Below are 20,019 nucleotides of genomic sequence, written 5' to 3'. Positions count from 1 at the left end.
CCGCTTACCGCTTACCGCTTACCGCTTACCGCTTATTCCCTATTTTTTCAATTAATGATAGCGCTGTCATTTTATCTTTTATATGATGGTGGTGAATAAATAATAATAAATAACAGATTACGTGGGGGGAAATGCGTAGTCTTAGGGTATACAACGAGGAGAGAGCAATGGATTTTAAAAAGCGAACTTTAGCGAGTTTGATCGCGATAATGCCATTAATGGCACAGGCGCAGTTTTCGCAAACTGATGTGAATAACTTTGCCAAAGAGACCACTCTGACATTTGCTGTGGTAGATAACTTTCATAATAAAGACGCTGGTTTTTTAGGAACTATTACACTAAACAACCAATCTGATGTTGCACTTCCTGCAGGTGAAAGTGACTGGCAGTTGTATATTCACTCAGTTCGTAAGATCAGTACTGAGCTAGTTGCGGGTTTAAATATTGAACACGTAAATGGTGATTTACATCGCATTACCCCAACTAAAAACTTTACAGGGTTAGCTTCAGGTAAAAGCTTAGTACTTGAGTTTGACGCTCAAGTTTGGGTGGTTGCTTATTCTGATTTTATGCCACGTGCTTTTTTTGTATCTGGTGATAATAAACCGGCTATTTTTGCAAATACTGACAGCGAAGATATGACCCAGTTTGTTGCACCGTTCGAGCGTGAAAATCAACTGCGTCGTTATAACGAGCCAAAAGATTTAACGGTATTAGTCACCCCAAAAGTGCGTTTTGAGCGTAATCAACAAACGACAAGTCAAGTATCGCAACAAGACGCATTAAAGCGGATCATTCCAAAGCCACAAAAAGTAGAGTTTAATCGCGGTACTGCAACACTTGATAGCAGCTGGCAGATCACTTTCCAAGGTCAGTTAAAGAACGAAGTCATGGTGTTTATGCAAGATTTGCAAGATGACTATGGCCTGACCTTAAAAGCACAGCCAGATCACATCAAACTAGCAAAAGAAAAACTGATCAGTTTAAAAGTAAATCCACAGTTGGCCGGTGGTAAATCAGAAAGTTACACTCTTGAAATAGATGACGATCGTATTGAAATTGTTGGGAGTGATAATGCCGGTGTCTTCTATGCCATGCAGAGCTTACTTAATCTACTCCCGGCAAATAGCCAAGGTACTGTAGACATTCCACAACTTGAGATTGAAGACAGCCCTCGTTATACCTGGCGTGGTATGCACTATGATAATGGCCGCAATTACCACGGCAAAGACGCTATGTTCAAATTGGTTGAGCAAATGGCGCGTTATAAAATGAATAAACTACATTGGCACTTTTCAGAAGATGAAGGTTGGCGCTTAGAAATTCCAGGATTACCAGAGCTAACTGATATTGGTGGTTATCGCTGTTTTGACCTTGAAGAAAAAGAATGTTTATTAACACAGTTAGGAACCGGGCCATTTAAATCGGGCTCAGGTAATGGTTACTTAACCCGCAGCGAGTTTATTGAATTACTAACATTTGCTAAAGACCGCCATATTCAAATCATTCCTGAAATTGAAGGGCCGGGGCATGCTCGAGCATCAATCAAAGCAATGGAAGCGCGTTATCATAAGCTTGCTGATGAAGCTCAAAAAACAGCTAAAAATAACCTTATTAATAAAAATAATGCAGGAAAAGAAACGCAGCAAGTCGATATTAGTGCAGCGACACAATATTTATTGAGCGATCCAAAAGACACCTCGGTATATATGACGGTGCAAAACTACAAAGATAACTCGATGAACGTATGCATGGATTCAACCTATGCTTTTTTAGATAAGGTTACCTACGAATTACAACAAATGTACCGCGAAGCCGGTGTGCAATTGACTAACTTACACTTTGGTGGCGATGAAGTGGGTGCCGGTTCATGGGTTGGCTCGCCAATATGCCAAGCAATGTTTGCCGACCCCAATAATGGGGTTGCCGGTGCCGCAGATCTAAAACCTTACTTTACACAACGTGTGGCCAAGTTACTTGAAAAGCGCGGTATTTCGCCAGGTGCATGGGAAGATGGTTTAATGTATGACCGCACTAACCCGTTTAAGCGCGATGAATTTCCAAATAAAACCTTTACAGCAAACGTCTGGGACAATATTTGGGAGTGGGGTGTTGCAGACAGAGCTTACCGCCTTGCCAATGCAGGTTATCAAGTTATATTATCGCATGGTACACACTTATACTTTGACCATCCTTATGAAGCTCACCCAGAAGAACGTGGGTATTATTGGGCAACTCGCTATACCGATACTAAAAAAGCATTTAATTATATGCCAGACGATGTGTATGCCAATGCCGATTACACCCGAACACGGGAGCCGATAGATAACCTTGAAGCTTTAGTTGGTCGTCCACTACCAAAATTAGAAAAGCCAGAAAACATCTTAGGTATGCAAGGACAAGTTTGGTCTGAAACTATTCGAACCGAAGATCAAGTATTGGCAATGATATTCCCGCGAATTCTGTCTGTTGCTGAGCGTGCATGGCATAAAGCACCATGGGAGGGCGAGCAGGTTGATCGTAAAAGCCAAGAAAAAGACTGGGCACAATTTTCTGCTGCAGTTGGTTTGAAAGAGCTTACAAAGTTGGCAAATGCAGGTGTAACTTTGAATTTACCTGTACCTGGAGGTGTGATCAACAATGGTAAGCTTGAGATTAATACGCCATTTGCATATTTAAATACCGAGTATAGTTTAGATAATGGCGCGAGTTGGCAGCAATATACAGCTCCGATCAGTGTTTCTGAACAGCAGTCTGTGGCATTACGTAGTAGCTTAAATAGTAAACTGAAGAGCAGAATTACTCATATAAATTAATATATTAGTAACTAATTACGTTTTGAAAGGGCCATAAAGGCCCTTTTTTGTGCCGTTGTAAAATAAATTGTTACTAGTAATATGGCTGTAATTAACGTAAAGTTTTATGGCAGCGCTGTCATTTTTGTTTCGACATTGTCATTTAAATGTCGCCAAAGTGTTATAAAGTACAGCAACGCTAATCGTCGATTTAAGTTTTTTTGAACTTAATTGCAATAAATAATTACAACGATAGCTCGCAACAAGAAGAAGTTTTATGGAAGCCACTGTGTCAAAAATAAACAAACAAAGTAACTTTATACCCATGGCCATTGTTGCCACTTTATTCTTCATCCTAGGTTTTGCAACCTGGTTGAACGGTTCACTAATGCCATACTTAAAACAAGTATTACAGCTTAGTCCATTTCAAGCGTCACTGATTTTATTCTCGTTTTATATAGCTGTTACTTTTACTGCAGTGCCATCGGCAATGATCATTCGTAAAGTTGGTTATAAAAATGGTATGGCACTCGGTATGGCAACCATGATGGTGGCAGGTTTGTTATTTATTCCAGCTGCAAAAACTCAAGTGTTTGCTTTGTTTTTATTTGCGCAGTTGGTTATGGGGGCTGGTCAAACCTTGTTGCAAACAGCAGTAAATCCGTATGTTGTTAGGATTGGGCCTGAAGAGTCAGCTGCTGCACGTGTTAGTATCATGGGGATATTAAATAAAGGCGCAGGCGTGATTGCGCCAATCGTTTTTACAGCATTAATTTTAAGTGATTTTACTGGCCTCGTTGGTAAAGATTTATCACAAGCTGAAATTGATTCAATGGCGAATAGTTTAATTTACCCTTATTTAGGGTTAGCGCTATTTATTGGTGCACTGGCATTTGCCGTGACTAAGATGCCATTACCAGAGCTTGTTGATGATGAGGAGCAAGGTGCTAAAGGGCAAGTAAAAGAAGCGCTTTCCCATCCAAGTCTTGCACTAGGTGTGCTTGCTTTGTTCGTTTATGTAGCCGTGGAGGTGATTGCAGGCGATACCATTGGTACTTTTGCGTTATCGCTAGGTGTTGAAAAATATAGTGTCATGACCTCTTATACGATGGCTTGTATGGTGCTGGGTTATATCTTAGGTATTGCACTTATACCACGTGTTATTTCGCAGCAAACTGCATTGAGTTTGTCTGCTATTTTAGGCTGCGTACTAACCCTTGCCGTGGTATTTAGCGATACTAGTTCAGTGGTTGTCGCAACAGCGCTTGGTTTAGAGGTACAATTACCAGATACACTATTGATGATAGCTGTGTTAGGATTTGCGAATGCTATTGTATGGCCTGCGGTATGGCCGTTAGCGTTGTCTGGGTTAGGTAAATTAACCAGTGTTGGTTCTGGTCTGCTTGTAATGGGTATCGCCGGTGGTGCGTTTGGACCACTATTTTGGGGTCTAGCAAGCGGTGGTGTGGATTCTGCCGAGGCTCAGCAGGGCGCTTATATCGTAATGTTACCTTGTTATTTATTCATCCTTTTCTATGCTGTTAAAGGGCACAAGATGAAAAGCTGGAAATAGATAACTTCGTAGGTGCTAGGAAAAGTTTGACAAGAATCGAGCTATTACAAACTTTGTAGCACCTAGAACCTTATTTTTGAAAAGAATTTCTATAATGTAGAAATAATCCCGTGTGTAATGCCACCGAAAGGTGGCATTTTTTTGTCTGCAAGAAAGCAGCTTGCGAGCTGGCGAGAGTAAAGTTAGCGAGGGTACGCTAATCGGCGCTAAAGCGCTCTCCTACGAGGTCATGTGTGTATTGTATGTTTATTGTAGGAACAGGCTTCAGCCGTGATTATGTTTAGACCTAGGTTATATGTAAAAGCTAATCGGCGCTAAAGCGCTCTCCTACGAGGTCATGTGTGTGTTGTTGCTTGTAGGAACAGGCTTCAGCCGTGATTGTGTTAATCATGTTCAGAGGGGTTTAAATAAATACAATCCCAATGGGGATAACTTCCAAGGTTGTCAACAATACCGGCTCTCATTGGGTTGGCAGCTATGTATCTTGCTTGATGTAATAAATGTTCTTCATCTCGAATTAATGAATCGTAGAAACCAGCTTGCCAAATTTGCTCATTTTTAGCTTTGTGCATGAGAAATGATGTACGCCCTTTTACTTTAGCCACCACCGAAGATAGCGAATCTTGTGTTTTCAGCTGCAATAACCAATGCATATGATCAGGCATTATTACAAAGCAAATTGTTTTAGTTAAGCCATTTAAATCAGATTGTTTTAGTGAGCGTATTAGAATTCGCGCATTACAAAAATCTTCAAATAATTTAACTCGTTGATGTGTACATGTGGTCACAGAATAATAATGGTTAATAATAGAGTGACGATGTTGACGTAGCTGCTGTGACCGAAGTTTCATTTTAATCCTTTAAATATAAAACGGTTTAATGAAGTATAGATTAAATTATGCAATCGGCGCTAAAGCGCTCTCCTACGAGGTCATGTGTATATATTGTATGTTGCTTGTAGGAGCAGGCTTCAGGTGTGATTGTGTTTAGGCTTAGGTTATATGCAACAGCTAATCGGCGCTAAAGCGCTCTACTACGGGATAATGCATGTGTATGTTGCTTGTGGGAGCAGGCTTCAGCCGTGATTATGTTTAGACCTAGGTTATATGTAAAAGCTAATCGGCGCTAAAGCGCTCTCCTACGGGATAATGCATGTGTATGTTGCTTGTAGGAACAGGCTTCAGCCGTGATTGTGTTTAAGCTTAGGTTATATGCAACAGCTGATCGGCGCTAAAGCGCTCTCCTACGAGTAATGCATGTGTATATTTCTTGTAGGAACAGGCTTCAGGTGTGATTATGTTTAAGCTTAGGTTATACGCAACAGCTAATCGGCGCTAAAGCGCTCACCTACGGGATAATGCATGTGTGTATATTTCTTGTAGGAACAGGCTTCAGCCATTATTTCTGGCTTGTGCTTAATATGAATTAATCAATAGGATGAAATTTTAAGACGTATTTGATATTGAAATTAAGAAGGGAAAAGATGGGGCGATTGACGGGGCTTGAACCCGCGACAACCGGAATCACAATCCGGGGCTCTACCAACTGAGCTACAACCGCCACAACACACCTTGTTTGGTGTGGCGCGGATAATACATAAAATAATAAATCTTGTGAAGGGTTAAGAGCAAAAAAAATGAAAAAAATTTAGAATTGAATATTTTTGTTCATAAAATGGCCTTGTGATGAGTTTTTAAATCACTTTTTTATCTGGTTAGGTAAAATAAAAATTAACCCTAAAGATGTTCTTTTAAAGATAAATAGATTAATTAATTAAATAATAAATTGAAATCAGATATAATTTAACCAGCAAACTGCTTAATACTGAATATCAGGAGTGATAATGGATACAATACTTAACTGGATAAACGAAAACTCAGGTTTGATTTTGCATTATGGCATTCAAGCTGTAATTGCATTGGTGATCTTTTTACTGGGTGGTCGTGTTGCAAAATTTTGCTCTAACCTAACTGAAAAAGCATTCGACAAAAAGAAAGTAGATAAAGCTGTAGGTTCGTTCGTATCTAGCATTGTTTATGCCATCGTATTTATGGCAACAATCTTAATGGCATTGTCACAAATAGGCATAGAAACCACTTCATTTATCGCTATTTTAGGTGCTGCAGGCTTAGCAGTTGGCTTAGCACTGCAAGGTTCACTATCTAACTTCGCATCTGGCGTACTTATTATATTACTTCGTCCTTTCAAATCGGGTGATTATGTCGAAGCTGGCGGTAAAGCTGGTACAGTGAAAAAAATCGAAATTTTCTCTACTGAACTACGCACACCAGATAACAAAGTTATCATCATGCCAAACTCTAAAATTATGTCTGACTCAATTATTAATTACTCGCGCGAATCAACTCGCCGTATCGATCTAGTTATTGGTGTTGGTTACGATGCAGACTTACGCAAAGCAAAAGAAGTACTTAAATCAGTCCTAGATCAAGAGTCACGCATTCTTAAAGATCCAGCTTATAACGTATCAGTGTCAGAGCTTGCAGATTCAAGCGTAAACTTCATTGTGCGTCCTTGGGTTAACTCAGGCGATTACTGGCCAACTTATTGGTCTTTAATTGAGAACATTAAAATCGCATTAGATGATGCGGATATCACTATTCCATTTCCGCAAATGGATGTTCACCTTCACAAGCAAGATTAATCAACCAAACAAGTAGCAAAGGTTATTTTTTAATGAAATTAAAGCTTTTATCAATTTTAGTTGCAGCATCTGCTGCAACTAACGCATTCGCTGAAGATACTAAAACATGGGAAGTTACCAGTGAGCTAGGTGCAATTATTACCAGCGGTAATACAGAAACAACCACCCTTAAAGGCGGCATCAAGGCGTTACATAACTTAGAAAGCTGGAACAACGAGTATAAAATTAACGGTCTTTATAAAGAAGACGACGTTGAGAATGATGCTGGTATAAAAGAAACGCAACGTACTAACGAAAAATACTCGTTATCAGTACAAGGTAACTATAAGTTAAATGAAGAGCATGCGCATTTATATGTTTATGGTTCACACGTTTCTGATTACTTTGGTGCTTATCGTAGTGAGTCGGTTATTTCAGCGGGTTATGGTCAACGTTTATTAGACCGCTCTGACATGTGGTTAAATGCTGAAATTGGTCCTGGTTATAAGTACTTTCAATATCCTGATACGAGTACCGAAGTTGATGAAAATGGTAACTCTTTAGCGGGTGAGCGTGAAGGTGAGGTTATCGCTCTAGGTAAGCTTGATTATAATTGGCAAATTTCTGATAACGCAAAGCTTACTCAGTTAGTTTCAGTCGAATACGGTGATACCAACACTAAAACACGCTCAGAAACAGCGCTTTTAGCTAAAATCAACGGTTCATTACAAATGAAGGTTGCTTATAACATTACTAACAACTCAGTTGTTGCTGACGACAAAGAAAGCACAGACACAGAAACGTCGCTGACATTGGTTTACAGTTTTTAACAATTAAGCCTCGTTTAGTGACATTTAACTGTAATAAAGGGACGTAAGTCCCTTTTTTATTTGTTTGTAAATAATGTAGAATAGCCAATCTTTTGGCCGTTGTTCTAGGAAAAACCTACTTGTGATGCTTTTTAAACGATTTTTAATATTTTTTTTACTGCTAACGACTGCATCTGCATTTGCTTTCACTCCTACTGCATCGCAAATTGAACAATTTAAAAAGCTACCGAAAGCGCAGCAAGAAGCACTTGCTATGCAATATGGTGTTGATCTAACGAGTATCACTGGTAATCAATCATCACCTAGCGCAGCAGCAGAAGAACAACAAACTGTTTATCCGCGTCAAGAACAAGAAGAGCCAGTTTTAACAGACGAAGAACGCTTTGATCCACAAAGAGATGAAATCAAGCCTTTTGGTTACGAGTTATTCTCTGGTGAGCCTACGACCTTCATGCCAAGTGAAAATGCGGCTGTACCAGAAACATATTTAATTGGCCGCGGTGATCAATTAAAAATTAACTTTTATGGTAAAGAAAGTGAAAGCTACGAAGTTGTAGTGGATCGTGAAGGCCGAATTAATATACCTAACTTAAGCCCTGTCACCGTTGCTGGGCTTACATTTGGTGAAATAAAAGAACTTATCAAAGCTAAAGTTGAACAAGAAATTATAGGCGTAAAAGCGTTTGTATCTTTAGGTCAATTGCGCAGTATGCGTATTTTAGTGTTAGGTGAAGCATATAAGCCGGGTAGTTATAGCGTATCGTCGTTGACCACAGTGTCGCATGCACTTTTTATTAGTGGTGGTGTATCAGACATTGCATCCTTACGTAATATTCAAGTAAAACGTGCTGGTAAAGTCATTGCAAACTTTGATCTGTATGAATTACTGATTAAAGGTGATAGTAGAAACGATATCACTTTAAAATCAGGCGATGTGGTTTTTGTTCCACCCGTAGGGGCCCAAGTTGCTGTTGAAGGGCTGGTTAAACGTCCTGCAATCTTTGAAATAAAAAATAATGAAACTGCCCAAGATATATTGAAAATGGCCGGTGGCTTAAAGCCAGAAGCGTATGCACAAAAAGCAATTATCGAGCGCTTTAATAATTACAATGCGAAAGAAATTTTATCAGTCGATTTTAGTGTTAACGATATCAACTATATTCCGCAAGATGGCGACAGAATTCGTTTTAATCCGGTAAGTTTACAGATTCAAAACTCAATTACCGTTATTGGTGCAGTAGCTCGCCCAGGAAGTTATCAATGGCATCAAGGTAAGCGTATTTCTGATGTATTTACGTCTGTTCGTGGTGATTTGTTACCACAAGCTGACCTTAGTTATGCTTTGTTAGTGCGTGAAATCAATATTGCAGGCGATATTGAGGTGTATCAATTTGATATTGCGCAAGCGATTGTAAAAGCAGCTGAACACGATTTAGAGTTGCAAGCAAATGACAAGTTATTAGTTTTTAGCCGCTTTGAAGCAAAAGAAGCTGAAGAGTTAGCGCTAACAAATATGGCACTGACCGAAAAACAACAGCAACAACAAATCAAAGTTGAGCAGTGGCATAAGTATCAAAAGAAAGAATTCGAAAAATACATAGGGGTTATTCAAAGTGAAGATCCTTTCAAAAAGCCTGATGACGGCGCCAATTTAACTATTGCTCAATTGGCCAAGCAAAGAAAAGCGGCTGAAGAGGCTGCTGAGCTTGCGCCTGAAGATTATTCAATCTTTAGTCGCTACAACATATTAAAACCAATCAAAGCTAAATTAAAACAGCAAGCTTCAGTAACTCAAGCCATGCAGTTAATTGAAATAAATGGTCACGTTGCTTACCCAGGTGTATATCCATTAACAGTAGGCGCTGAAGTTAACGAACTAATTATAGCCGCAGGTGGGTTACTTGAATCTGCTTATACAGAGCAAGCTGAAATTACCCGGTTATTAGCTGGTGATGCTTCTAAAGTCGAGCACATAAAGTTTAATTTACATAAAGCTATGCTAGGGGAACTTGGTGATAACCGAAAACTGCGAAGTAAAGATAGTTTAAATGTATTCTCAATCCCTAACTGGCAAGAAAATGTAAAAGTTGAGTTAAAAGGTGAAGTTAAATTCCCTGGAACTTATACAATTCGTCGTGGTGAAACATTGACTAACCTACTAGAGCGCGCAGGTGGGTTCTCAGAGTTTGCTGAAGAGAAGGCTGCGATTTTCACACGCGAGTCGATTCGTAAACAAGAGCAGCAGCAATTAACTAAGTTATCAGAAGAGTTACGTCGTGATCTTGCGCAAAAAAGTTTTGAGAAAGGCGCCAGAACTTTATCGTACGATGAGATGAACAAGTTACTTATCGACTTAGCAGATATAGAAGCGGTAGGGCGACTCGTTATTGATCTTCCTTTAATCGTTGAAGATAAACAAAAGCTGGTTCTGCAAGACGGCGATACTTTATATGTGCCAAGTAAGCGTGACTCTATCAGTGTAATAGGCGAAGTAAACTATGCCACATCTCACTTATTTAAACCGGGTATTTCATATAATGATTACATCGCCCTTAGTGGTGGTTTAAAAGAGCGCGCTGATGATGAGCGTATCTATATTATCAAAGCCAACGGCTCAGTGAAAATTCCAAATTCAGGAAGTTGGTTTGCTGTCAATGATTCACAAATGCTAGAGGCTGGTGACACAATTGTAGTTCCACTCAATTCTGGTTATATGGATAACCTGACACTGTGGAGCACAGCCACACAAATCATTTATCAACTTGGTGTAGCAGTTGCTGCGATTAGTAGTATTTAATTAAATTACTAATAAGTTATTAAGCTTAATTAGAGTTATAGCTTTGAATACGAAAGTGTATTTTCAAAAGTAACTTAAGATAATGAAGATGGTTAATATGCAAAATTTAGGTACGGAAAAAGAGTTGTTAGTCGATGAAATTAATTACAAAGATTTGTTCTTAATTATTTGGAAAAGTAAGTTAGCTATATCAATTACAACCATAATATTCTTATTAGGTTCTGTGTTTTTTGCACTGCAAATGCCAAACATTTATAAGTCAGAAGTTTTACTCGCTCCTTCAGAAAAAAATGACAATAGTGGCTTGGCCGGTTTAACCGGTCAATTAGGCGGTATGGCTAGTCTAGCTGGAATTAATCTTGGTTCTCCAGCGACCAGCAATACTCAATTAGCAATTGAAGTTATTAAATCTCGGCAGTTCATAGCTAATTTTATTGAAAAATATAAAATTTTACCTGACCTTATTGCTGCAGAAAGTTGGAGCCTAGCTAGCAATACACTTTCTTTTGATGCTGATTTGTATGATCCAACAACTAAAACTTGGGTGCGTGAGGTGAGTCCACCCTATACACCTAAGCCATCAACTCAAGAAGCTTATAAAGTATTTATGGAGTTGTTTAATGTTATGGAAGATCCAGATACGGGTATGGTTCAAGTATCGATAGAGCATCTATCACCTTTTATCGCACAGCAATGGGTTAACTGGTTAATTTTAGAAATTAACAAAGAAATGAAGGAAAGAGACGTAGCAGAGGCCCTAAAAAGCACTGAGTTTCTTACAGAGCAATTAGAGCAGACTAAAGTTGTTGATATTAGAGCTGTTTTATACAAGTTGGTTGAAGAACAGGCGCGAACTATTATGTTAGCGAATGTGCGTGATGAGTATGTTTTTAAAACAATTGATCCTGCGATTGCCCCACAAGAAAAGTCAAAACCAAGCCGTGCCCTAATCTGTTTAATAGGTTTATTATTAGGCTTTTTACTCAGCTCAATGGTTGTGGTTTTTAGACACTTTAATCGTCAGGGTTAGTGTATTTATGAAAAATTATGTTGATTTAAGGTTTTGTTATGGGTTTTAAAATAATACCAAATCAAGCTGAAGGTGTTTCTTTTGAGGATATGTCTATTTTGAGACGAATGGAAAAACCATTTAAATCGAAAAAAGAAGCATTAAAGCAAGATATTATATACTTGTATTGCCCTGATGAAGCCGTCTCGGAAGTGGAAGCTATTGCTATTAATTACGAGTTCACCATAGTCATAAATCGCTATAACATTGATAATTTCAGTAAAAAGGTAATATGCCACTTTAAGAGTGCAGCGCTGGGTAAACAGCAAAGAAACTTTTTAGTGAGTGCCACAGAGTGCGGAGCTTGGGTTGAGCCCCTGGTGAGTTACTTGGATGAGCGATTAAAATATACTGAGGTGTCACTGCTTCATAGTAGCTACTTTTTGCATCAAAAAGCGTTTTCTATTTTATCGCAAAAGAGAACCCAATTAGTTAAGCGATTTTTAGATATTACTAGTTCCTTAGCGATCTTGATTGTTACTCTGCCAATTTCTTTATTAGCTGCAATTGCAATAAAGCTAGAGAGCAAGGGGCCATTGTTTTTTTTGCAAAAAAGAACAGGGCAATATAATAAAGAATTTAAGGTTATTAAATTTCGTTCCATGCGAAATGACGCCGAAAAAGATGGCGCACAATGGGCTGACGAAAATGACATAAGAGTAACTAAAGTCGGTCATTTCATTAGGAAAACACGAATTGATGAAATTCCACAGCTAGTCAATGTCCTCAAAGGTGAAATGTCGATTGTAGGTCCTAGGCCGGAACGAGAAATTTTTATTACTGAACTCGAGAAAGTGATCCCTTACTATCGCTTTAGGCATGCAGTTAAACCAGGAGTGACTGGATTAGCGCAGGTAAGCTATCCATATGGCGCTTCAGTTGAAGATGCAGTATGGAAACACAAGTACGATATTCACTATATTAAGCATCACTCAAGTTTTTTGGATTTAAAAATACTGTTATTAACAGTAAAGACGGTGATCTTTGGGATGGGGCGATAAATGGGATTACTACTTCCCAAATTCTCTGCGCTAGGTTCTTTGTATCATGGAGAATCACCAGAATATTTGCAAATGGCGCTTTCTAGCTTGAATGAACAGAGCTTAAAAGCTGATGAAGTTATACTGGTATTTGATGGACCTGTAGGTGATGAACTACAAATTATCGTACAGCGATGGCAAAAAAAGTTAAATATTAAAGTAGTTGCACTGCAAACTAACCAAGGCTTAGGTGATGCGCTTAATCATGGCTTGGCAGCATGCACGCATAGTTATATAGCACGTTTTGATACCGATGATATAAATGCACCTGAACGCTTTGAAAAGCAACTTAAGATAGCTGTTGAGAAAAATGCTGATCTGGTTAGTGCTACCGTAGAAGAGTTTGATCAAGTTCCTGGGGATTTGCAGCGTTTCCGTTGTGCGTCGCAATCAGAACATTTAAAAAAACAACTGGCAAAAAGAAATGTTATAAATCATATGGCTGTGTTGTTTAAAAAGGATGCCGTTTTACTTGCAGGAGGTTACTTGCACCTTCATTTTATGGAGGATTACTATCTGTGGCTACGCATGAAAAGTAATAATGCTCAATTTATCTTAATGCCAGAGTCATTGGTTGATGCTCGTATTGGCAATGGAATGGAAAAAAGGCGTTCCGGTTGGAATTATGTAAAGTCAGAGTGGCAATTAGCCAAAGTTAAAAATCAACTTGGATATACCAGTAAATTGAGTGGCGCTATATTGTTTTGTTTAAGAGCGTCGACTCGCCTTTTGCCTGTATCAATTCTAAAAAGTATATACAAAGTATTCTTGAGGAATTAAGCCATCATTTCTAAATATGCGCGTACTAAAATAACAGCCTTACTTTCTGCTGCAGCTTTATATTTCCCCCAATTAGCCTTTAGCTTAATGGCGCCAATTATCATTTTTCAGGGAGATAAGCCAGAGCAGGGGATGTTGTTTTTTTATGCCTGTACATTCGGTGTTGGTTTACTCTCTAGTGGCTTTAGTAATACAACTCATTATCTGGTGCAGAAAGATCGTAAAAAAGAAGGATTAATAAACTTTGCTGGGATATATGGTTTAGTTAGGTTTATAGCTGCAGGAGCTGTTTACTTTTCTGGTTTTGAATTTACTTTTTTAGAAATTAATTATTCAACTAACTTTATCGTTTTACTGATTTTGAGTTCTTTGCCTAGCTGGGCATTTTTATATGTTTTGGGCTTAAACAAGTTACCAACGGCTATAGCGTGGGCCGAAAGCATATTAAAGTTAATCATATTGTACGTTTGTATAATTAACAAAGAGCCTATTTGGTACTTTCTAATCGTAACTACAGCGTTAAATGTGTTTATTACTGCCTCATATATTTTTAAAGTACAGTTTTTGGATTGGCAAAATTATCGATTATTTGTTAATGAGCACTTTCCTTTTATAACAAGTGGTGCCTTATTTTCGGTAGCTTGGCTTATTTTTATGTCGAATGTACTTAATAGTCAGTCTTTAAACTCGGCAATAATTGTTGCTTTAGAGCGTGCCTTACGGGTTTTCGAACGACTCAGTTCGGTATTAACAACATTAATATTTAGAAAAAATAAAAAAGTGTTAGCTGACTCACATAAAAAAACACTGTTAACAATTAATAAAAAAATATTACCATATTTTTTAGTTGTAGTTTTTGTGCTTTTCTATTACGTGGATGCATTATTTTTAATCTTTCTTGTAAGTATATTAAATGTATTTTGGGGCCAGTTATTACAGCAACTAGTTAGGCCTAATCGTTTATTTAATCTCGGCGGAATAGTGCAAGCACTGTTATTAATAGTGCCTTTTTATCTCTTTGATTTATCTAACCACGAGCTATACATTTATTTTCTTTTAGGATGCGCAATGAATTTTATCATTAGAAGGCAGTCATTAATGCTGGAGAATAAACTATGAAGTTACTTGAGATACAAAATAATATGCTTGAGATAGCAATTATGTTTGACAAGTTTTGTACAGAGCATAACCTTGAGTACTCGATCTGTGGCGGCAGTTTAATAGGAGCTGTGCGTCATAAGGGGTTTGTTCCTTGGGATGATGATTTTGATGTCGTAATGCCTAGAGACGACTATAATCGTTTTTTAAAATGCTGGAAAGAAGATAACCGCTTTGCACTGATCAAAGTGGGCGACCATAATTACTATAAACCAGCTACGCCAGCTAAAGTGTATATGAAAGGCACGCGCGTTGCCGAAATTAACGAGTTAGCGAATGGCATGCCTGAATTCTGCCCATATGGTATCTTTTTAGACATATTCCCAGTTGATGAATATCCCGATAATTTTTTAGGTAACTTTTGCAATAAATACATTGGTAAATTAGTGCTTGCCAAATCGATGAGCCAATTCCATCTAAAAAATAAAGGCGTTATATTTCGAAACTTAGTGAAATTATTACGTTTAGTGCCTGAAAAACTAGTAAATAGTATACGTGATGCTGCTATTAACTATGTAAAACAAAAGGCGTCAACCACCTCTAAAACTTTTATAGGCTATGGTGTTGAAACACCATTTACAAACTTAAAGATCGATAAATCTGCCATGTGGCCAGCAAAACAAGAGTTTGTAATAAATGATTATATCTTTAAAGGGCCACAGTCAGCAGAAACGTACTTAACTTGTCGGTATGGTAATTATATGAGTCTACCACCAGAAAGTATGCGCTTTCAGCATATTGTGAAGGTTAAGCACATCGATGAATGAAAAAAAAGTTCTAATTATACTTGGTGAAGCGCCATTTGTTAAAGGTGATGCAACTTCTAATCCCAGTGTTTCATGGTTAAAAGAGTATTTTAATGGCTATAAAATGTCGCTTATTATGCGTGGCGCTGGAGATTCTGAGCAAGAAAATCAAAAAATAATTTCTCTACCGGAGTCTAAAAATACGCTTAGTATGATTAAAGGTTTGTTGTTTAGTAATTCGCACAGAGAGGATTTTGGTAGGGTGCAAAAGGTCATTCGCCAAGAAAAAAATCAATCATCGCTGATTTGGCTAAGAGCCCCTTCGTTGATACCGCTATTGTTAAGTACATGCTGGAAGAAGAAATACGCAGAAAAAATGTATATTCACATTTGCGCTAACAGATTAACCTGGGCTTTTTTAAAGCGTAATTTTACTGTAGCTAATTTATTTAAATTTTTAAATGGAAAACTTACCACGCTCATTTTAAAAAAAGCAGAGCGTAGTGGTGCTAAGTTTTTTCATACTGGAAATCAGGTACAAGAAGCGTTTAATATTAAAGATAGCACCTATCTTATCGACTATTTACCAAAACATTACCCTTATAATAAGCAGCGAGAGGGGTTTGTTTTTTTAGGGCGCACATCAAAAATTCAAGGTAATGCAGAGCTCTCTCGGTTTGTAAAATGTATTCCTGGCGAGTTGAATTTGTATGGGCCTGGCGAATCAAATGCAATTCCTAATGGAATAAGCTATCAAGGAATTGTAGCTCCTGAATTAGTGGCTAAAGAGATTTCTCAATATGCGGTATTAGTGTGCATAACACATGAATATTATGAAGGTTTTCCGCGTGTATTGGCGGAGGCAATTAGCCAAGACATGTGGGTTGTTGTTAATAGAAGTTGCACTTTCTTTGCTGATATAAAATATTATCCTTATTTAATTATATCTGAAGATATTGCTAATGTTCATCAGCTAGAAAGTCTATTACAAAAAAGGCCTATGCAATCAAATAATGACTTTAAGCAAAATATAGAAGATAAAAGCCTAATAAATGGTTAACTTATTATTTCGCGCATTTATTATTTTGATAGCTTTAGTCGCTACAAATGAATATTTAGATGATTACCAAAAGTTAATGACTGCCTATAACAAAGGGCAAGAGGCATTTGGTTATCTCTTTATTGTTCTGGGCGATGTATTCAGAAGCTTAGGTTTAAGCTACTTTTATGTGCATTTAAGTTATCTAGTTATTATGGCGGTATCAATAGCGGCGCTAACCCGAAACTTATTTTTTATGGTTGTGTTAATTGTTTTAGTAGGTGAAATACTAAACGAACAAACGCGGTTTTTTACGGGGGCTTTTGGGGCAATTGCATTGCTGATATATGCTAAAAAACTAAAAGTTTTGTCGGCTACCTCGGTGCTTGTTCATCCTGCCGCAGGTGTTTTAGCTTTTGCAGGATATATAACTAATAGGCTATTTATAAAGTTTGCTACGCCTACTTTGTTTTTAGCTTGCGGTTGCAGTGCTTTTATTCTCAGTGAGATCATCCGCGATATAATTATTATGATCGGTTCTAAGCTAGGCTATGGCTATGAAGGCACTGTTTACTTAGAGCCATTATCGTTAGTTGGAAAGGTGTTTTTATTTTTTATTTTACTCTTAGAGTTTTTTAAGTTTAAAAGTGAAGTAAAACTAAACCGGGCAAAAGATTTTTATTTAGTAAAGTCGTTTTTGTTACTTACAATTTTATTTTCAAGCTTTGCTATTGTGTCGGGCAGGTTGTTGTTGATAGTGACGGTTTTACTGGTAGCAACAAGTACGATGCCTACGGTTTTCGTAAAGCGAAAAGTTTCCGTAAATTATAATAAATTAGTGTTATTTTCTGCGTGTATTGTATTTGCAGCGTTACTTGTACGGTTATATAAATTGTTAGCTGGCGATAGCTAATAAACGAAAGAAAATTAAAGAGGTATATTATGAAGAGTAGAGTTGTGTATGTATCGGGGACCTTTGACCTGTTTCACAGTAATCATTTAAAAATGATCAATTACGGTCGTGGTTTAGGTGACACCCTTATTGTAGGTGTTAGTACTGACGAACTTGTATGTTCTTATAAAAAGCCGCCAGCGGTGCCGTTTGAAGAGCGCATAGCCATTGTTGAAGGTTTAAGAGACCCTGACGTGGTGATCCCACAACGCACATTAGACCATAATGAAACAGTCGAGAACTTAAATATCGACATTTTTGTTATTGGAGATGACTGGAAAGGGAAATACGACTACCTAAAAGATCAAGGCGTACAGGTGTTTTATTTTCCTTATGGGGCCGGTGTTAGCTCGACCAACTTAAAAAAGAAAATTTACGACCAATATAAAAAACTTATTGAGCCAAGTGATGTACACCCAATTCCCGAGCCTAAAAAATGAATATATTAATAACAGGTGGTCAGGGTGACCTTGCAAAATTTTTAACACAATCTTTAATAGCGGCCGGACACCAAGTAGCGGCTCCGTCGCGTGTTGATCTTAATGTTGCAGATCCAAGCTCTGTGGAAGGTTATTTTAGCGGACGCCAGTTTGATATTGTTATCAATGCTGCAGGAACACTTTATTCATGTTTAGTTGCTGAATCAGATCCGCAATTATGGATTAGAGATATTGAAGTAAACTTAATTGGTACTTACCTTATTTGTAGATCAGCTTTAAGAGCAAATAAAAAAACTAAGTTGATAAATATTGCTTCAACAGCCGCTTTTAACAGCTATAAAGATTGGACTTCATATTGTGCAGCTAAGGCTGGTGTGGTTACTTTGTCAAAAGGGCTACATAAGGATGGTTACGATATAACCGTATTATGTCCAGGAGCCATTGAAACGAAGCTAAGAGATAACTTGTTAATCGATAACCCAAATGTGATGACGATTGCTGAAGGAGCCGAGCCGATCCTTGCTGCGATAAATGCAAACAGTAACGGTAAGCTATATTTCTATCGAAAAAATGAGCAAACAGAAGAGCAGCTTTAATCGTTGAGTTGTTTTAATAACACGCTAGCTTGCTAGCTTTTTGTTCTGCTGAGTGTTTTTACTCTAGGGTTTTTTGACTCAATTTACTTGGTTTTACTAAATTTAAAGTGATCTGTGGTTGCGCATAACCTTAACAAAAAAGCATAGTAAAAAATTAGTAAGTCTCTGTTTAGTTTCTCAGTTTTTACTTAATCAAATTATCCTCAATGGCAGAACTAATGAAAACCCATTAAACATGAAAAGTTTTAATGGGTTTTTTTATAGACACTACCCTAATCGAGCACGTATAATCCCCACCGTCTGAAATAACAACAACAAGGTCTCAGGCAAAAAGTCACTGTTTTAGGGATTGATATGGATAGTTGGTACTTATTATTTTGTAAATCAAGGCAAGAAGCTCGTGCCCAAGTTAATTTACAAAACCAAGGGATTGAAGCTTTTTTTCCTCAGCTACAAAAACAACAGCTAATTAAAGGTCGTCGTACTTTTAAGCAATCTGCTGTGTTTCCTAATTATTTATTTGTTCGCTTAAATCCTCAAACCGGTAACTTTGCTGCGGTAAAAAACACCCGTGGTATAAGTGGTTTTGTGTCGTATGGTGCATCGTATCAATTAGTACCTGATCAACTTATCAAAGAATTAAAAAATTTCGAGCTAACGCAAGATAATAATAGCTTACCGGAACCAGGTGATTTAGTGTGTCTAAATAATGGCTCGTTTAAAGACGTACAAGCAATATTTAAAGAGCCCGACGGCGATATGCGCAGTATATTGTTAGTCAACCTACTCAATAAACAAATAGAGATGAGCGTAGATAACTGCGACGTAAGAAAAGTAGGTTAAAAGTTTTAAGTTAAAGGTTAAAGGCACTAGGGAAGTGACAATGACCTAATGAACACGCGTCAGCAAGCTTAACGCCTACGGTGTTAAATTACGTGTAGGCGAGTAGCTTGCTACCGCGAAAGGTTTTGTATTTTACAATTTGAATTAAACTGACCAGAACGTAGGAACTGTAACCTAGGGGCGGAAGCGTGTCCGAAGGACTAGACAAGCAAAAAGTTTTGCTTTCATGCTGGAGCGAGAGGAGCTCTGCGACGAACTGGAACGTGAAGCGTGTCCGAAGGACTAGACAAGTAAAAGATTTTTAGTGATTTATTCACAAAGAGGACAAGAGGACGCTGCGCTTAAGAGGAAGATATAAATAGGTATGTTTTCTAATTTACCCTCATTGTTTTCTCTTTGTGCAAAAAGTGGTTTTCGTAGGAGCGGGCTTTAGCCGCGAATGGTTTCTTAGTGCAGCAAAGCGACTCGGTGCCCTCGGTGGTAAAAATTGTTTTGTAGGCGTGGGTTTATCTCGAGCAAAAGATTTTAAGTGATTTACTCACAAAGAGGTTAAGAGACGCTGCGCTTAAGAGTAAGATATAAATAGGTATGTTTTCTCATTTACCCTCATTGTCTTCTCTTTGTGCAAAAAAGGTTTTCGTAGGAGCCGGCTTTAGCCGCGAAAGGTTTGATCTTTCATCTTTAGCTTTAAAACTGATTAACCTAGAACCTAGAACCTAG

16 protein-coding genes and 1 tRNA gene are annotated in these 20,019 nt (G+C 37.9%); 15 read left to right on the top strand and 2 right to left on the bottom strand.

What is annotated here, in order from left to right; translation table 11 throughout:
* Positions 1-167 precede the first annotated feature (167 nt).
* Both H5182_RS21015 and nagP read left to right on the top strand, forming a co-directional pair.
* The gene (locus H5182_RS21015) at positions 168-2,816 is read left to right on the top strand and encodes a family 20 glycosylhydrolase (protein ID WP_182760570.1); all 2,649 of its coding nucleotides are present in this window, start codon (positions 168-170) and stop codon (positions 2,814-2,816) included.
* Between the two features lie 256 nt (positions 2,817-3,072).
* A complete protein-coding gene (nagP, locus tag H5182_RS21010; protein WP_145236559.1) occupies positions 3,073-4,368 on the top strand; it encodes an N-acetylglucosamine MFS transporter NagP in 1,296 nt (431 codons plus the stop codon).
* Between the two features lie 383 nt (positions 4,369-4,751).
* Here nagP and H5182_RS21005 read toward each other — a convergent pair whose 3' ends face one another.
* Entirely contained in the window at positions 4,752-5,219 is a 468-nt protein-coding gene (locus H5182_RS21005; protein WP_182735662.1) for an REP-associated tyrosine transposase, read from the bottom strand.
* A gap of 633 nt (positions 5,220-5,852) precedes the next feature.
* Positions 5,853-5,928: transfer RNA gene (locus H5182_RS21000), tRNA-His, on the bottom strand.
* Between the two features lie 283 nt (positions 5,929-6,211).
* Here H5182_RS21000 and H5182_RS20995 point away from each other — a divergent pair.
* The 13 genes from H5182_RS20995 (at position 6,212) to rfaH (ending at position 19,299) form a co-directional block, all read left to right on the top strand.
* The gene (locus H5182_RS20995) at positions 6,212-7,030 is read left to right on the top strand and encodes a mechanosensitive ion channel family protein (RefSeq protein ID WP_145236563.1); all 819 of its coding nucleotides are present in this window, start codon (positions 6,212-6,214) and stop codon (positions 7,028-7,030) included.
* A 32-nt stretch (positions 7,031-7,062) separates the two neighbouring features.
* Positions 7,063-7,839: a YdiY family protein gene (locus H5182_RS20990; protein ID WP_145236566.1), complete on the top strand. Its 777-nt coding sequence runs from the start codon at positions 7,063-7,065 to the stop codon at positions 7,837-7,839.
* Positions 7,840-7,960: 121 nt separating this feature from the next.
* The gene (locus H5182_RS20985; RefSeq protein ID WP_182760569.1) at positions 7,961-10,636 is read left to right on the top strand and encodes an SLBB domain-containing protein; all 2,676 of its coding nucleotides are present in this window, start codon (positions 7,961-7,963) and stop codon (positions 10,634-10,636) included.
* A gap of 97 nt (positions 10,637-10,733) precedes the next feature.
* Positions 10,734-11,666, top strand: a complete 933-nt coding sequence (locus tag H5182_RS20980; RefSeq protein ID WP_259398339.1) for a Wzz/FepE/Etk N-terminal domain-containing protein — start codon at positions 10,734-10,736, stop codon at positions 11,664-11,666.
* A 107-nt stretch (positions 11,667-11,773) separates the two neighbouring features.
* Positions 11,774-12,706, top strand: a complete 933-nt coding sequence (locus H5182_RS20975) for a sugar transferase (RefSeq protein ID WP_404936227.1) — start codon at positions 11,774-11,776, stop codon at positions 12,704-12,706.
* Positions 12,707-13,525 (top strand): glycosyltransferase, encoded by an 819-nt coding sequence (locus H5182_RS20970; protein WP_145236578.1) that lies wholly within the window; start codon positions 12,707-12,709, stop codon positions 13,523-13,525.
* 87 nt (positions 13,526-13,612) lie between these two features.
* Entirely contained in the window at positions 13,613-14,644 is a 1,032-nt protein-coding gene (locus tag H5182_RS20965) for a hypothetical protein (RefSeq protein ID WP_182732586.1), read from the top strand.
* The gene (locus H5182_RS20960; protein WP_182760566.1) at positions 14,641-15,450 is read left to right on the top strand and encodes a phosphorylcholine transferase LicD; all 810 of its coding nucleotides are present in this window, start codon (positions 14,641-14,643) and stop codon (positions 15,448-15,450) included. Before H5182_RS20965 ends, H5182_RS20960 begins: the two co-directional genes overlap by 4 nt.
* Positions 15,443-16,489, top strand: a complete 1,047-nt coding sequence (locus H5182_RS20955) for a hypothetical protein (protein WP_182760565.1) — start codon at positions 15,443-15,445, stop codon at positions 16,487-16,489. Before H5182_RS20960 ends, H5182_RS20955 begins: the two co-directional genes overlap by 8 nt.
* Complete coding sequence (locus H5182_RS20950) at positions 16,482-17,381, top strand: hypothetical protein (protein WP_182760564.1); 900 nt, start codon at positions 16,482-16,484, stop codon at positions 17,379-17,381. The genes H5182_RS20955 and H5182_RS20950 overlap by 8 nt, the downstream gene beginning before the upstream one ends.
* A 29-nt stretch (positions 17,382-17,410) precedes the next feature.
* Positions 17,411-17,860 (top strand): adenylyltransferase/cytidyltransferase family protein, encoded by a 450-nt coding sequence (locus H5182_RS20945; protein WP_145236594.1) that lies wholly within the window; start codon positions 17,411-17,413, stop codon positions 17,858-17,860.
* On the top strand, positions 17,857-18,456 hold the full coding sequence (locus tag H5182_RS20940; RefSeq protein ID WP_182760563.1) for an SDR family oxidoreductase: 600 nt from the start codon (positions 17,857-17,859) through the stop codon (positions 18,454-18,456). The genes H5182_RS20945 and H5182_RS20940 overlap by 4 nt, the downstream gene beginning before the upstream one ends.
* Before the next feature lie 354 nt (positions 18,457-18,810).
* A complete protein-coding gene (gene rfaH / locus H5182_RS20935; protein ID WP_145236600.1) occupies positions 18,811-19,299 on the top strand; it encodes a transcription/translation regulatory transformer protein RfaH in 489 nt (162 codons plus the stop codon).
* Positions 19,300-20,019 lie beyond the last annotated feature (720 nt).

It is taken from the genome of Pseudoalteromonas sp. SG44-17 (assembly GCF_014164235.1).
GTDB classification, from domain to species: domain Bacteria; phylum Pseudomonadota; class Gammaproteobacteria; order Enterobacterales; family Alteromonadaceae; genus Pseudoalteromonas; species Pseudoalteromonas rhizosphaerae.
The sequence above is the reverse complement of the archived record's forward strand: the minus strand, read 5'-3'. Positions and strand labels throughout refer to the sequence as shown.